13 protein-coding genes are annotated in these 14,546 nt (G+C 66.5%); 10 read left to right on the forward strand and 3 right to left on the reverse strand.

Going from position 1 to position 14,546, the window contains the following annotated elements; all coding sequences use genetic code 11:
* The first annotated feature begins 99 nt into the window (after window positions 1–99).
* Genes BSZ39_RS03590 through BSZ39_RS03605 form a run of 4 tightly spaced genes read left to right on the forward strand, consistent with a single transcriptional unit; the run spans window position 100 to window position 3,629 of the window.
* The gene (locus BSZ39_RS03590; protein ID WP_073716023.1) at window positions 100–1,485 is read left to right on the forward strand and encodes a glutamyl-tRNA reductase; all 1,386 of its coding nucleotides are present in this window, start codon (window positions 100–102) and stop codon (window positions 1,483–1,485) included.
* Complete coding sequence (locus tag BSZ39_RS14525) at window positions 1,482–2,570, forward strand: ferrochelatase (protein WP_073716024.1); 1,089 nt, start codon at window positions 1,482–1,484, stop codon at window positions 2,568–2,570. Before BSZ39_RS03590 ends, BSZ39_RS14525 begins: the two co-directional genes overlap by 4 nt.
* A gap of 13 nt (window positions 2,571–2,583) precedes the next feature.
* Entirely contained in the window at window positions 2,584–3,318 is a 735-nt protein-coding gene (hemQ, locus tag BSZ39_RS14530) for a hydrogen peroxide-dependent heme synthase (protein ID WP_073716025.1), read from the forward strand.
* A 23-nt stretch (window positions 3,319–3,341) separates the two neighbouring features.
* Window positions 3,342–3,629, forward strand: coding sequence for an aldo/keto reductase (locus BSZ39_RS03605; RefSeq protein WP_073716026.1), 288 nt, complete (start codon window positions 3,342–3,344; stop codon window positions 3,627–3,629).
* A 156-nt stretch (window positions 3,630–3,785) separates the two neighbouring features.
* On the opposite strand, the gene BSZ39_RS14975 is transcribed toward BSZ39_RS03605, so the two are convergent.
* The 3 genes from BSZ39_RS14975 to BSZ39_RS03620 form a co-directional block, all read right to left on the reverse strand.
* A complete protein-coding gene (locus tag BSZ39_RS14975) occupies window positions 3,786–4,322 on the reverse strand; it encodes a glycosyltransferase family 25 protein (protein ID WP_073716027.1) in 537 nt (178 codons plus the stop codon).
* Between the two features lie 115 nt (window positions 4,323–4,437).
* On the reverse strand, window positions 4,438–4,629 hold the full coding sequence (locus BSZ39_RS03615; protein WP_073716028.1) for a helix-turn-helix transcriptional regulator: 192 nt from the start codon (window positions 4,627–4,629) through the stop codon (window positions 4,438–4,440).
* On the reverse strand, window positions 4,629–5,060 hold the full coding sequence (locus tag BSZ39_RS03620) for a hypothetical protein (protein WP_073716029.1): 432 nt from the start codon (window positions 5,058–5,060) through the stop codon (window positions 4,629–4,631). The genes BSZ39_RS03615 and BSZ39_RS03620 overlap by 1 nt, the downstream gene beginning before the upstream one ends.
* Window positions 5,061–5,312: 252 nt before the next feature.
* Here BSZ39_RS03620 and betT point away from each other — a divergent pair, with 252 nt between their 5' ends.
* The 6 genes from betT to brnQ all read left to right on the forward strand — a co-directional run bounded on the left by betT (window position 5,313) and on the right by brnQ (window position 13,952).
* Window positions 5,313–7,394, forward strand: a complete 2,082-nt coding sequence (gene betT, locus BSZ39_RS03625; protein ID WP_245792413.1) for a choline BCCT transporter BetT — start codon at window positions 5,313–5,315, stop codon at window positions 7,392–7,394.
* A gap of 65 nt (window positions 7,395–7,459) precedes the next feature.
* Window positions 7,460–9,229 carry a bifunctional metallophosphatase/5'-nucleotidase gene (locus tag BSZ39_RS03630; RefSeq protein WP_073716031.1) on the forward strand — a complete coding sequence of 590 codons (1,770 nt, stop codon included), beginning with the start codon at window positions 7,460–7,462 and terminating at the stop codon, window positions 9,227–9,229.
* Window positions 9,230–9,380: 151 nt separating this feature from the next.
* Window positions 9,381–9,944 carry an alkyl hydroperoxide reductase subunit C gene (gene ahpC, locus BSZ39_RS03635; protein WP_073716032.1) on the forward strand — a complete coding sequence of 188 codons (564 nt, stop codon included), beginning with the start codon at window positions 9,381–9,383 and terminating at the stop codon, window positions 9,942–9,944.
* A 124-nt stretch (window positions 9,945–10,068) separates the two neighbouring features.
* Window positions 10,069–11,625 carry an alkyl hydroperoxide reductase subunit F gene (gene ahpF / locus BSZ39_RS03640; protein WP_073716033.1) on the forward strand — a complete coding sequence of 519 codons (1,557 nt, stop codon included), beginning with the start codon at window positions 10,069–10,071 and terminating at the stop codon, window positions 11,623–11,625.
* Window positions 11,626–11,651: 26 nt separating this feature from the next.
* The gene (locus tag BSZ39_RS03645; RefSeq protein ID WP_073716034.1) at window positions 11,652–12,557 is read left to right on the forward strand and encodes a LysR substrate-binding domain-containing protein; all 906 of its coding nucleotides are present in this window, start codon (window positions 11,652–11,654) and stop codon (window positions 12,555–12,557) included.
* Window positions 12,558–12,602: 45 nt separating this feature from the next.
* A complete protein-coding gene (gene brnQ / locus BSZ39_RS03650) occupies window positions 12,603–13,952 on the forward strand; it encodes a branched-chain amino acid transport system II carrier protein (RefSeq protein WP_073716035.1) in 1,350 nt (449 codons plus the stop codon).
* Window positions 13,953–14,546 lie beyond the last annotated feature (594 nt).

Consider the following 14,546-nt stretch of genomic DNA (forward strand, 5'->3'; position numbering starts at 1 on the left):
GCGATTCAACCGTGAGGGTGTGGTGTCGACAGCGAGCGTCCCGGGTGTAGACACATCGTGGATAACTCGGGGCGCCAGGTGTGGTTCAATGGCTGAACTGTGGGTCTTCATCTTTACTCCGTGCACCATCGCGCGCACGGCCTTGCGGGAGTGGAGCGGGTGACACCTGCCGTGGCAGGGTTGGCCCGCCGTGCGGTGGCGTCACCGCTGCCGATCCGCGGTGCCCTGACCCTGGCGACGTGTAACCGCGTCGAACTGCTGCTGGACGTCGATGAAGCCCGCGATCCCATCAGCTGGCAGGATCTCGACGCGTACGTCGAGTCCGAGCTCACCGCCCACGAGGATGCGGGCGATGAGGAGCGCGCCCCCGTCGGCGCGCGAGCCCACCACCTGGCCGATGCGGTCACCCATATCTTTGACGTCGCAGCGGGCCTCGATTCGATGGTCGTCGGCGAACGGGAAATCTCGGGGCAGCTGCGCCGCGCCCTGACCGTGGCGAGCCGCGAGGGGACGGCGTCTCATCTCATTCATCGCACCGTGCAGTCGGCGCTGCGCACGTCGCGGAAGGTCGCGCACCTGACCGGGCTCGCGTCTGCGGGGCGCAGCGTCGTCGGCGTCGGCCTCACCGTCGCGAGTGAGGGGCAGCCGCCGCTGGCCGACTGTCGCGTCCTGCTCATCGGGACCGGATCGTATGCGGGGGCGTCTGTCGCGGCGCTGCATGAGCGCGGCGCCATGGATGTGTCGGTGTATTCCTCCTCGGGGCGCGCCGAGCAGTTCGCTGCGGGTCATGACCTCAAGGCCGTGCCGCACGAGGCCTTCCTCGAGACGCTCGCCGACGCGGATCTCGTCGTCTCCTGCCGGGGCATCGGCTCGCCGGTGCTGACGACGGCCGAGGTGAATGCGGCGCTGGCCATGCGCGATGACCGCGAGCTCGTCATCCTCGATCTGGCCTTGACGCGCGACGTCGAGGCGCACGTGCGGGAGCTGGATGGCGTGCGGGTCATCGATCTGGCCGACGTGCAGAGCGCCGTGCCCGATGTCGGTTTCGATCAGGTCGCGCGCGCCGTCGATCTCGTGCGCGAGGGCACCGCGGAGCTGGCGCGGGAGCTCGATCAGCGTCGGCTTGACCCGGCGATCGTCGCTCTGCGTGCGCTCGTTTCGGATGCCGTCGACGAAGAACTCGACCGCCTGCCTGCCGGTGATGTCATCCCGCGCGAGGCCGCGGTCCAGGCGTTGCGCCGGCTCGCCGCCCGCATGGCCCACATCCCCACGTCGCGCGCGCACGATGCCGCGCACGCCGGCCGCGCCGCGGAATACGTCGATGCCCTCAACGCCGTCCTCGGGATCGAGGCGCAGCTGGGGGAGCGCGCGCTCGCCGGCGCCGACGGTTGCGGCCGCGCCCGCCTGTTCGGCGGAGAATCTAGCACCTCCTGCCCGGTGACGGGCATTGACCTCGCAGACCTCGGAAGCTCGGAGCAGCAATGACCGATCCTCTCGCCCCCTTCGACGCTGTCCTCTACGTGACATACGGCGGGCCCGACGGCCCGGAAGCCGTCTTGCCGTTCATGCGCAATGCGACCGCGGGGCGCGGGGTGCCCGATGAGCGCCTCATTGAGGTCGCGGGGCACTACCGCCGGTTTGGCGGCGTTTCACCGATCAATGAGCGCAATGCGGAGTTGCGCGATGCGCTCGCGGCCGAGCTCGCCGATCGCGGTTCGCGCACCCCCGTCGTCATCGGCAACCGCAACTGGCATCCGTTCATTAAGGACACGCTGGAAAAGCTCGCCGCCGAGGGCGCGTCACGCATTCTCGTGCTGCTCGCGTCGGCCTATGCGTCGTATTCGGGCTGCCGGCAGTACCGTGAGGATCTCGGTGTTGCCGCGGCGGCGCTCGCGGAGGCGGGCATCGAGCTGACGTTTGCGAAGGCGCGCCCGTATTACACGACGCCCGGTTTCCTCGACGCGGCGACCGACGCGACCGAGGCGGCCGTCCAGGATCTCGGCGAGGACGCCCATATCGCGTTCGTCACGCACTCTATCCTGACGTCGATGAACACCAATTCCGGCCCGCCGACCTACGTCGAGCAGCACCTCGAGGTCTGCGAGGTCATCGCCGCCCGGCTCACGGAGCGTCTCGGGCGCGAGGTGCCGTGGGATCTCGTCTACTGTTCGCGCTCCGGCCCGGAGCACGTGCCGTGGCTCGAACCCGATATCAACGATCACCTCGCCGAGCTCAAAGAGCAGGGCGTAAGAAGCGTCGTCGCCGTACCGATGGGCTTCACGTCGGACCACATGGAGGTCGTCTTCGACCTCGACGTGGAAGCGGCCGAGACGGCTGCCGACCTCGGCCTCGCCTATCGTCGGGCCGCCACCGTCGGCACCGACGAGCGGTTCGTCGCCTCCCTCGCACACGTCCTATCCGAAACGGCCGCCCAGGCCCGCGGCGAGGTCCTCGATCCGGAGGCCGGCGACCTCGGCCCCTGGCCCGCACGCTGCCGCCCCGGCTGCTGCGCAGCCGTCATCCACCCCCACGCCCCCGCTCCGCGCCCGACTGTTTGCGGCGCCGACTAAGAGGAGAATAGCTATGGACATTACGAAGAAGCCCTCGGCCTCGGTACGCGATCACCGCGACGGCCCGCGCGCGAACCGCAAGGACGTGAACGAGCTCGACTATTTCTCGCTGCACGCCGTCTTCGCGTTGACCGACGCCTTGCCCGCGGATGACGCGGACCGCGCCCAGCTCATCGACGGCATCGCCGCCGCGACCAAGAACGTCACCCTGCGCGGCTGGTATGACGTCTCCGGGTTCCGCGCCGACGCCGACATCATGATGTGGATCCACGGCGAGGACGTCGACGACCTGCAGGCCGCCTACCACGAGGTGCGCAACCTCCTTATGGGGTACTTCGAGCCGGTGTGGTCCGTCGTCTCCACACATCGCCCGAGCGAGTTCAACCGCGGCCATATCCCCGCGATTCTCGATAACTTCGGCCCGCGCGACTACATCTGCGTCTACCCGTTCGTGCGCTCGTATGAGTGGTACACGATGGCGCCGGAAAAGCGTGCGAAGATGCTGGCCGAACATGGCATCTCCGGCCGCGAGTTCCCCGACGTGCTTGCCTCGACGCTGTCGGCATTCGCACTGGGCGATTACGAGTGGGTGCTGTCGTTTGAGGCCGATCACCTCAACCGGCTCGTCGACGCGATGCGTCACCAGCGCGGCGTCGAGGCCCGCCACCACGTGCGCGAAGAGATCCCGTTCTTCACCGGCCCTCGCGTCGACTTCGCCGAGCTGCTAGGACGCCAACCCCGCGCCTAAACTGGGGCCATGGAACATCCGGCGTGCCCTACGACGTCGGTGTCGCGGCCGCGAAAAAATTTTCCGGCATCGCCGCCGAGCTGGCGCGCGACTACTCGGAGTTCGAGTCCGCCACCCCCGCCCAGATCGCACTGCGCTGGCTCATCGACCGCGATGGTGTCTCTACCGTCATCCCCGGGGCACGCAATGCCGAGCAGGCCAAGGCGAATGCCGCGGCAGGCTCCTTGCCAGCGTTGCCGAATGGCGTCGATGAGGAACTCGCCGCGCTCTACTCCTCGATGATCAAGGAGCACGTCCACGACAAGTGGTAGTGCTCTAACGTTTACGACGCAGGTCGTCGATGGTCGCGAGGAGCTCGTCTTGTAGGTAGGCTAAACGAGTACGCGGCGCAAGGCGCTCTCGGAAACTGGCGGGATTTTGGGTTCTGTTCCGGAGAGGTCTGGCACGGCAGTGCCCAAGCTTTGTAGTCATCCGCGACCCAGGAGATTCCTCCCTGCCGTTCGACATGTGCGAGATACTTTTCTGCTGCATCGTTGCGATAGAGCATGGCTCCCCATGCTGTGTTCCGAAAACGCGCGAGGAGATACCGGAATGGGTTGAGTCCATGGCCAACCGGAGTCGAGACGGCTCTTACCGGATCCGGGTGGGGTTCCCCAGGAATCGGATAGGAGAACCATCTCCAGTTCGCGAGGACGCCGCAGAACGTTGTCGAGCACGGGGACGAAATCGGCGGTCAGTCGAATATCATCTTCCGCAACGACGAGGTAGTCGTCGGGGCGTTCCGAACGCATGACGAAATCGCGCAGGACGAGATAATGACTGACGGCGCAACCCAGCTCTCCGGGCAACGGGGGAGTGCCATTACGAGCGATGAACCCGTCGATATCGAAAACGGGGTGAGTTTGCCCCGAGCGACCGTCGAAAGCGTCGAACAGTTCGAATCTCTCGCTGCCAGGACGGGTAAAGAAACCGTCTATCCGATCCGAATCCTGCAAGGAGATCACGCATAGTGCGTCACGCGCCGCGAGTGACTCGTCTGAACCATTCCTGTCCTTCGACGTGGTCTCATTAGTTCGATTGTCAGTCCCACATTAACCAGGTGGATCGCTCGGAATCAGGTCAGTCGGGCGTGAAGATGTCCTCGATGCGGCACTCGAAGATCTCGGCGAGGCGGAACGCGAGCGGGAGTGAAGGGTCGAAGTGGCCCTTTTCGATCGAGACGATCGTCTGCCGGGAGACCCCGGCGAGGGTGCCGAGGTCTGCCTGGGTCATGCCGCGCTCCTTGCGCAGGGTCGTGAGCGAGTTCTGCATTAGGACATCCGGCGCTTGGCGACCGTGTAGCGGACGACCACGTCGAGCATGGCGAACACCAGGATGATCGGCAGCACCGCCGTCGCGGAGATATCGACGTTGGTGATGACAAGGGCTGCGGTTGCGAGACCGACGGCAGCAACGAGGTCGTGGAGGGCGCCTTGGCTTGCGTCGCGGTACCAGACTTGCTCGATGGTGTCCTCGCCGTGCTCATCGGCGGCGGGGGTTGGGACGAGCAGTACCCACGCTAAAGCGATGAGGAATGGCGCGGTGACCGCGGCGAAAACAATGATGATGAGCCACCGGTTCTCGCCGCCTCGAAGGTAGGCGGTGAGGAAGCCGTCAGCAATACTGGCCGCGATGCCGAGGAGTACGGCAAGAATTTTGCGGCCTAAGAACTGTGCGCTCGATTGGGGTGCTGGCTGAGTCATGATCTTCCGTCCTTTTGTGTCAAGGGAGCTTGACATTCCTAGTGTGCTCCCGTCGTCGTCGTGTGTCAAGTAGCTTTGACATTTTGTGTAATGACGGTTTTCCGGAAACGGACAAAGAATGCCGTCTGGTCCGTAAATTGGCGGCCCGGAGGCGGAAACGCGAGAAACGTGGGCTAGGTTAGGCGGGTGATCCAGACCCCTGTCCATGAACCTGTTGACGACTACATCGAAGGAACGGTCAAAAGTTCCGCGGTGAACTGGCCGGTTTTCGTTGCCTCTGGCGGCGGAATCCTCGCGATCGCGCTGTGGGCGATCCTCGTGCCCGGCCAGGCCGAAACCGTGCTGACCGCTGCCCTTGCCTGGGTGAGCGAGAACCTCGGTTGGTGGTACATCGGGCTCGCGACGGCGATCGTCGTCTTCGTCATCGTCGTTGCGGCGAGCCGGTTCGGAAAAGTGCGGCTCGGTCCGGATCACTCGCGCCCGCAGTACCCCTGGTACTCCTGGGCGTCGATGCTGTTTGCTGCGGGCATCGGCGTCGACCTGCTGTTCTTCGCCGTCGCCGAACCCGTGCTGCAGTACTACTCGCCGCCGGCGGGCAGCGGAGAGACGATCGAGGCGGCTCGGCAGGCCGTCGTCCTCACGATCTTCCACTACGGCATCACCGGCTGGGCGATGTATGCGCTCATGGGGATGTGCTTCGGGTATTTCGCCTACCGCAAGGGGATGGCGCTGACGATCCGCGCGGTGCTCTATCCGATCATCGGCAAGCGCGTGCACGGGGTCGCGGGGCACAGCGTCGAGGTCGCTGCGATGCTCGGCACCGTTTTCGGGGTTGCCACATCGCTCGGTATTGGCGTCGTGCAGCTGAACTATGGTCTGTCCCTGCTGTTTGGGGTTTCCGAGGGGCTGCCCGCGCAGATTGCGCTCATCGCCGTGGCCGTCGGGGTGGCGACGTGGTCGGCCGTCTCCGGAGTCGATAAGGGGATTAAGCGGCTGAGCGAGTTCAACGTCGGGCTCGCGATCGTGCTGCTCGGCTACATCCTCATTACCGGCCGGACGGCGTTTTTGATGGATGCGCTCATTATGAACGTCGGGGAGTACGCGACGAGCTTCCTCGGACTGTCGATGGATACCTATGCGTTCGACGGCGCGACCGAGTGGCTCGGGCTGTGGACGCTGTTCTTCTGGGCCTGGTGGGTGGCGTGGGCGCCGTTCGTTGGGCTGTTCCTCGCGCGGATTTCGCGTGGGCGCTCAATTCGTCAGTTCGTGCTCGGCACGCTGACCGTGCCGTTCATGTTCGTGGCGCTGTGGATCTCGATCTTTGGCAACTCCGCGCTGGAGATCGTCATGGGCGGCGACGCGGCCTTTGGCGAGGCGGCGATGAACACGCCGGAGCGCGCCTTCTACCAGCTCATCGAGCTCTATCCGGCGGCGCCGCTCGTGGCCGGGGTGGCCTCCGTCGTCGGCCTGCTGCTGTACATCACGTCGGCCGACTCCTCGGCCCTCGTCATGTCAACCTTCACCTCGAAGGTCGATGCAGCGCACCGCGATGGGCCGGCTTGGTCGCGCGTCTTTTGGGCGCTGACGACCGGCATCCTGACGATCGCGATGCTCGTCGTCGGCGGGATTCCGACGCTGCAGATGGCGACGGTCATCATCGGGTTGCCGTTCTCCGTCGTGCTCGTGCTGGCCATGGTGGGACTGTGGCGCTCGCTGCAGGATGAGAAGGCGCGGGCCTCCGCGCGCGAGGCCGGGGCGTCGGCGCTCGGCATCGACCGATCCTTCGCGCAGCGACTCAGCTATGCCGTCACCTACGCCGATGACGATGATGTGCGTGATTTCGTGATCGAGGTAGTCCAGCCGACCCTCGCGGACGTCGGGCAGATGCTCCACACCATGTCCGGCAATGGGGAGGGTTCGGATGGAGTGCTGCTTGAGGTGCGCGGTGTGGACGTCGTCGATGCCGTCGACGATCAGCTCGTGCACAAGCTGCCGGAAGTTGAGCTCGTCGTGCCGCTGGCCGGGGGCGATTTCATCTACGGCGTGCAGCCGATCTCGCGGCCGATGCCCTCGTATGCGTTCGCGATGGAGCCGCTCTCGCGCGTCTACTACCGGCTCGAGGTTTTCGGTCCGACGGGCTCGCTCGGTTACGACGTGCTCGGCGCGACGCGCGAGCAGCTGACCGATGATGTGCTCGCGCGCTTTGAAGAACACCTCGAATACCTCGAGCTTTCCGGAATGCAAGACGGCGCTGCGCGCAGTGGCAAGCTGCGAGAGTTTTCCAAAAACGTGAAAAACCGGCTCGTTGACGTGCGCTCGCGCTCGACTCGCTAGGTGCGCGCGCCCGTACGTCACGGACCGTCAACGGCCGCGCAACGCGGCGGCCCTATGATCGCGGCATGGCTCTTGTGCGCGGAATTCGGTTAGTCCTTGCGGCGGTCATCGCCTTCGTTGTTGCCCTCGCGGCGCTCGCGGTGCCCGCGGGAGCCGCGCCGGCGCGCTCCATCGACGTCCTTGGTTTTCAGGACGCCCACGAGTTCGAACCGCAAACGTGGAAGGACGGCCACGAGTACGGCGGCATCGCGCGGCTCGCCACCGTCCTTGCCGCGGCCCGCGCCGAGGACCCCCATGCGATCACGGCCTTCGGCGGCGATCAGGTCGGCGGAACGCTATTCGGCGCGGTCTACCGCGGCGAACCCTTTGTCAAGGCGTTCAATGAACTCGGCGTCGACGTCGCCGGGTTCGGCCAGCACGATTTCGATTTCGGGCTCGAACACACCCGCCACCTCATGGGCCTCGCGCAGTTCACGTGGATTAGCTCGAACCTGACCGTCGACTCCCAGCCCGTCAGCCCTGATGGCCGCACTGCCATCATCGAGCGCGGCGGGGTGAAGGTCGGATTCCTGTCGCTCTCGGGCGATATGGACACGACGATCGTCGGCGACGAGGTCGACCAGGGAGATTTCGTCGCCTCCGCTCGCAGTGCGGCCGCCGAACTTCAGGCCGGTGGCGCTGAGGTCATCATCGCGCTCACCCAGATCGCGAACGATGAGGCGCGCGACGTTCTCAACGCGGTGCCCGCAATCGACGCCGCGATGACCGAGGAGGCAAGCGGGAGCTCCCCGGTGCGAATCGAGTATGCCAGCGGCGAGCGGCCGGTCGTCTCGCCGGCCGCGGACTACGGCACCGTCGTGCGATTCCGCGCGAGCCTCGATGAGGCGGGCGCGGTCAGCGTCGTGCCGACGATCCTGCCCGTGAGCGAAAACGTCGCCGCCGATCCGGCGTGGAGCGAAGTGCAGGTACGTTACGCCGCCGAGATGGATGCGAAGCTCAGTGAAGAAGTCGGGGCCGCCGCGCAGGACCTGTCGCGCCCCGAGCTCGGCCGGATCGTCGCCCAGGCCTACTGCGAATACGCAGGGACCGACTTCGGGTGGCAAAATGGCGGCGGAATCCGCGCCGAACTGCCGGCCGGCAGGCTCACCAAACGCAGCGTCCTGTCGGTGCTGCCCTTTGGCAACGGCCTCATCAGCATCACGACGACGGGCGCCCATATGAAGGACGCGCTGGAGCAGGCGATCGAATCCGATCCGAATGGCAATCGCGGCTTCCCGCGCACCGCCGGACTCTTCTACGACGTCGACCTCGACAAGCCTGCCGGCGAGCGCGTGAGCAACCTTCGCGACGAGGCGGGACGCCCGCTCGATCCCGCGGCGAGCTACACGCTCGCGCTCACGCAGTACGTCAAGCGCGGCGGCGACGGAGTCGTCGCGTTCAAGGACGACGCGCTCATCAAGGACCAGGCAACGATCGACGCGGACGCTTTCGCCGACTACATCACGCGGCATGGCACGATCGACGTCCTACCCGAGACCCCCGGCAGCGAGCCGACGCCCACGCCCACCCCGAGCCCGACGCCGACGGGCGAGCCCACCACCCCCGCGCCGTCGGCTTCGCCGACGCCCGCGCCGAGCAGCGCCGCTCCTACGGCTGCACCGACGAGCCCTGGCGAGGGTGCGCCCTCGGGCGATCCCCGCCCCGCACCCGGGCTACCGGTGACGGGCGGCCAGCTGCTCGGCCTGCTCGGAGTCGCAGCCCTGCTCATCCTCGGCGGCGCGGCGGCAATCATCCTCGTGCGTCGGCGCTCGGGCAGCATCGGGCACGACAACTAGCCAGAGCACTCACGGTTTTGTCGACACTGTGGGTCAACTCACCATTGATCGGGCCTATGGAAGTGGAGATCGGCCGTAGTTGGCGGCTATAGTGAAAGTGTTGTCGACGCCGGAAAAAAACCGGCGGAATCTGAGCTTTTTAGGAGCACACATGAACCTCATGAACACCAAAATCAAGCCCTTCAGCGCGACCGCATTTAAGGAAGGCGAGTTTGTCGACATCACGGAGGCAGACGTCCTTGGTAAGTGGGGCATCTTCTTCTTCTACCCGGCCGACTTCACCTTCGTCTGCCCGACGGAGCTGGGCGATATCGCGGACCATTACGAGGAGCTGCAGCGCCTCGGCGTCGAGGTCTTCTCCGTCTCGACCGACACGCACTTCACGCACAAGGCCTGGCACGAAACCTCCGAGACGATCGGCAAGATCAAGTTCTACATGATCGGCGACCCGAACGGCGTCGTCACCAACAACTTCCAGAACATGCGCGAGGGCGCGGGCCTGGCCGACCGCGCGACCTTCCTCATCGACCCGGACGGCGTCATCCAGTTCATGGAGGTCACCGCCGAGGGCATCGGGCGCAACGCCTCCGAGCTCATGCGCAAGGTCAAGGCCGCGCAGTACGTCGCCGCGCACCCCGGTGAGGTCTGCCCGGCCAAGTGGGAAGAGGGCGAAGAGACCCTCGCCCCCTCGCTGGATCTCGTCGGCAAGATCTAACCAGCTCATGGTGTGGGCCCTCGAAGCATCGGGGGCCCACCGCCGTGCTGCCCGCGCGCTTCCGCCCGCGGCGCCGAGCCCCAGCCGCCTGAACTTTTCGTCCTGATAGCACAAAGGATTTCTCGTGCCCGTCCTCAACGACGCTCTGACCGCCCAACTTAAGCAGCTGCTCACCAACGTCTCGCAGCCGATCGAGCTCCTCGCGAGCCTCGATGACTCCCCTAAATCCGCCCAAACGCGCGAACTGCTCACCGAGATCGCGGCGCTGTCGGACAAGGTCAGCGTCGGCGAGCTTGCCGATCCGCGCACCCCAAGTTTCCTCATCCGCCGCGTCGGCACCGACATCGGTGTGCGCTTTGCGGGCCTGCCGCTCGGCCACGAATTCACCTCGCTCGTGCTCGCGCTACTGCAGGTCGGCGGGCATCCGCCGAAGCTCGATGACAAGCAGGTGGCCGCGATTCAGGCGATCACGCAGCCGCGCGAATTCGTCACCTACATGTCGCTCACGTGCACGAACTGCCCCGACGTCGTCCAGGCGCTCAATGCGATCAGCGTGCTCAACCCGAAGATCCGGCACACGACGGTCGAGGGCGGCACCTTCCAGGACGAGATCGACGCGAAGGGCGTCATGGCCGTGCCCGCCACCTACGAGGGCGATGAGCTCATCTCCTCGGGCCGTGCGGGCGTCGATGATTTCATCGCGCTGCTCGATACGGGCGCCGAGGCGCGCGCTGCCGCCGAGATGAGCGAGGCCGAGCCCTATGACGTCCTCATCGTCGGGGGCGGGCCGGCCGCCTCGGCCGCCGCGATCTACGCCGCGCGCAAGGGCATCCGCACCGGCATGGTCACGGACCGGCGCGGCGGCCAGGTGCTCGACACGATGTCGATCGAAAACCACGTCTCGGTCACCTACACCGAAGGCCCGCGCCTGGCCGAAGACCTCAAGGCGCACGTCGACCAGTACGGCGTCGACGTTTACACCCCGCAGCTGGCCGATGCGCTCATCCCGGCGGGCGCGCCCGGCGAGCTGCACGAGATCTCCACGACGTCGGGCGGGCGCCTGCGCGCCAAGGCGATCATCCTTGCGACGGGCGCGTCCTGGCGCCTCATGGGCGTGCCCGGCGAGAACGAATACCGCAACAAGGGCGTCTCCTTCTGCCCGCACTGCGACGGCCCGCTGTTCAAGGGCAAGCGCATCGCCGTCGTCGGTGGCGGCAACTCCGGCATCGAAGCGGCGATCGACCTCGCGGGCGTGACTGCGCACGTCACCGTGCTCGAGTTCATGGACGAGCTGAAGGCCGACCAGGTGCTCATCGACAAACTCCACTCGCTGCCCAACACCACCGTCATCACCGGCGCGCGCACCACCGAGGTTCGCGGCGACGGCGATAAGGTCACGGGCCTGAGCTATGAGGATCGCGCCTCGGGCGAGATCCGGGGCCTGGACGTCGACGGCGTCTTCGTGCAGATCGGGCTCATGCCCAACACCGCGTGGCTCACCGACACCGTGACGCTGTCCGATCGCGGCGAGATCGTCATCGACGAGCGCGGGCACACCAACGTGCCCGGCGTCTTCGCGGCGGGTGACTGCACGACGGTGCCCTACAAGCAGATCGTCATCGCCTACGGCGCCGGCTCGACGGCGGCGCTCGCGGCCTTCGATCACCTCATCCGCTCCTAGCGGGCGCATCGAGCACGGGAGTTTCGATGAAGCTGCGGGATCTGGAATACCTCGTCGCGCTAGCCGAGGAAGGCAATTTTTCGCGCGCCGCCGTGCGCGCCGGGGTGTCCCAGCCGACGCTGTCGACTCAGATCAAAAAGCTCGAAACCGAGCTCGGCGTCCCGCTCGTGGAGCGCACGCCCGCCGGGCTGCTGTTCACCGAGGCGGGGCGCCAGGTGCTCGCGCGCGCCCGGCACGTCATGAGCGACCTCGCCGAGATCCGCATGCTCGCGCAGCAGGCGGCCGATCCCGCGAGCGCCACGCTCACCCTCGGCATGTTCCCCACCCTCGGGCCATACCTGCTGCCGCGCCTCATGCCGCACCTGGCCGAGCGCCTGCCCGAGCTCAAGGTGCGCCTCGTCGAGGATAAGTCCGAGGCGCTGCTAGCTCAGCTGCTCGCTGGTGAGATCGACGCCGTCACGCTCGCCGAGCCGCCGGCGGCCGACGGGCTCGCCGCCGAGCACCTCTTCCGCGAGGAGTTCCTGCTCGCAGCTCCCCGCGGGCACGCGCTTGTCGAAGGGGAGCTCGAGCCGCTGCGGCTATCGGCACTGCGCGACGTCGACGTCCTGCTGCTCGACGACGGGCACTGCCTGCGCGATCACGCCCTGGGCCTGTGCCAGTCCGTCGGCGCCCGGCAGGCGAACTTCCGCGCGACCTCGCTCGAATCGCTGCGCTACATGGTCGCCGCGGGAGCGGGCGTCACGCTCATGCCGCGCCTGGCTGTCACCCCGCCCGTCGCCGCCGTCGACACCCTCGAGCTACGCGAATTTGCCGCGCCCGCCCCCTACCGCGACATCAGCCTGATCTGGCGGGAAACCTCCGCGCTCGCCCCGCTCATGGGCGAGCTCGCGGCAGCGCTGCGTGAGGCAGGCAGCACCGATCTTGGATCGTGAAAGGGTAGGCGCCCGGCGAGCGCCTCGCGCCTAGGCTGGCTCGACGTGACTCGCTCCGTTTCCCGCACCTACCTCGTGACGGGCCTCGCCCTTTTTGCCATGTACTTCGGTGCGGGCAACCTCATCTTCCCGGTCATGATTGGCGCCGAATCGGCAGGCGCCCGCCCCGCCGTGCTCGCCGGATTCCTCCTTACCGGCGTCGCGCTGCCCATCCTTGGGATGCTCGCCGTTGCGACGGAACGGCCCGGGGAGTCCGGCGGCATCGCGAGCCGCATCGGCGCCGTGCCGGGTCTCGTGTTCACGCTCGTCATTTTCCTGTCGACGGGCATGCTCTACGCCATCCCGCGAGTTATCACCATCAGCTATGAGATGTCCGTGCGGCCCTTCCTCGCCGGGCCTGCCGCGACCGGGCCGCTGCCGCTCGCGCTGTATGCGGCCGTCTTTGTCGCGATCGCCATCGCGCTGACGATGAACCCGCGCCGGCTCATCGACCACGTCGGTGGTTGGCTCACCCCCGCCCTGCTGGCCCTGCTCGTCATCCTCATTACGGCGGCGGCGTGGCGGCTGTCGGCGACGGGCGGCGCCCCGGGCGGCGAGTACGCCACCCACCCGCTGCCCGCCGGCCTGCTTCAGGGCTATTTCACGATGGACGCGCTCGCCTCCTTCGTCTTCGGCGTCGTCATCATCGCCCAGCTGCGCGATCGCGGCTTTACCGGGCGGCGACGCCTACTGCCGGCCATGGCGATCGTCGGCGCGATCACGGGCATCGGGCTCGCGGCCGTCTACGTCGGGCTCGCGCTGCTCGGCAATCGCGTCGCGGACGCGGGAGTGGACAATGGCGCCCAGGCGCTCGCCTTCGCCGCCGAGACGCTCTTCGGGCGGCCGGGCGTCGCCCTGTTCGGGGCGATCGCGATCCTCGCGTGCCTCACGACGGCCGTCGGCCTGTTCGGCGCCGCCGGCCAGTACTTCGCGCGCCTCATCCCCGGCGCGCGCTACCGCGTCGTCCTCGCCGTGCACGCCGTCGTCGCCTTCGCCCTGGCAAACCTCGGGCTGGACGCGATCCTCGCCGTCGTCGCGCCGATCAACCAGCTCATTTACCCCGTCGCGATCTGCATTATCGCCGTCGCGCTGATCGAGGCCGCCCTCGCGATTGTTCGCCCCCGCCAGCTGCGCTGGACCTACCGATTCGCGGCGTGGGTCGCGGCCGGAGTCGCGCTGCCCGAGGCTCTCGCGACGACGGGCATCGTGGCCTTTGCGCCGCTGCGCGAGGTGCTCGCGGGCGTGCCGGGCGGCGCCTTCCAGATGGCGTGGGTGCTGCCCGCCCTTGCCGCCGCGCTCATCGGCGCGGTCCTCGATGCGCGCATAATCGCGAGGGAACCGGTGATGTCAGCCTAAACCGGGGTTGGCTGCGCTTTACTCGGGTCCGTCGATCGTGTGGCTGCGGTTACCTTCCATAAATCTTTGTCGTCTCGTGCGCCGGCCGGTTATTCCACTAGGATCTGTGTGAAGTAAGGTAGACGCTGCACGAGGAGCGCATATTCGGGGCGTGCTGTCGCATGTCCAGCCACACGATAAAAAAGCGATCCTGCCGCTTGGCGAGATTAGGTGCCCGATGATTCATAGTCCCTTGTGCGTGGAGTGTGTAGCACATGTCTGGCGAACTCGGGTGAACACGTCGCGTAGTTCTGCTACGTGCTTTCAAAGGAGTGTCGGTGGGAAGTAGTGGCCCTGATGACTCATTGGGGAGGGAGCATCGTCACGTGGTTCTGCGAAACGAACGAACGGACAATATAGCGAGACGCCACCCAAGGTTCGCAGAACTAGATGGGCTTCGCGGGATAGCTGCGCTTGCTGTAGTTATCTCCCATTTCACAGGCGCTTTCAATAGCCATTATCCTCATGAACCAAAGGGGCCCTTCGGACTTGAGCGTGGGTTAGGTGCGTAGGCCTCCGCCGATCAGCAGCATTCTGAGGCGGTAGTTGGTGGGG

Source organism: Bowdeniella nasicola, assembly GCF_001907295.1.
Lineage (GTDB): Bacteria > Actinomycetota > Actinomycetes > Actinomycetales > Actinomycetaceae > Bowdeniella > Bowdeniella nasicola.

What these genes read in the sequence shown, in the direction of transcription:
- BSZ39_RS03615 (WP_073716028.1), bottom strand. Translation starts at nt 4,629, where the DNA reads ATGCAGAACTCGCTCACGACCCTGCGCAAGGAGCGCGGCATGACCCAG.
- BSZ39_RS03630 (WP_073716031.1), top strand. Translation starts at nt 7,460, where the DNA reads ATGGCTCTTGTGCGCGGAATTCGGTTAGTCCTTGCGGCGGTCATCGCC.
- hemQ (WP_073716025.1), top strand. Translation starts at nt 2,584, where the DNA reads ATGGACATTACGAAGAAGCCCTCGGCCTCGGTACGCGATCACCGCGAC.
- ahpC (WP_073716032.1), top strand. Translation starts at nt 9,381, where the DNA reads ATGAACCTCATGAACACCAAAATCAAGCCCTTCAGCGCGACCGCATTT.
- BSZ39_RS03645 (WP_073716034.1), top strand. Translation starts at nt 11,652, where the DNA reads ATGAAGCTGCGGGATCTGGAATACCTCGTCGCGCTAGCCGAGGAAGGC.
- BSZ39_RS14525 (WP_073716024.1), top strand. Translation starts at nt 1,482, where the DNA reads ATGACCGATCCTCTCGCCCCCTTCGACGCTGTCCTCTACGTGACATAC.
- BSZ39_RS03620 (WP_073716029.1), bottom strand. Translation starts at nt 5,060, where the DNA reads ATGACTCAGCCAGCACCCCAATCGAGCGCACAGTTCTTAGGCCGCAAA.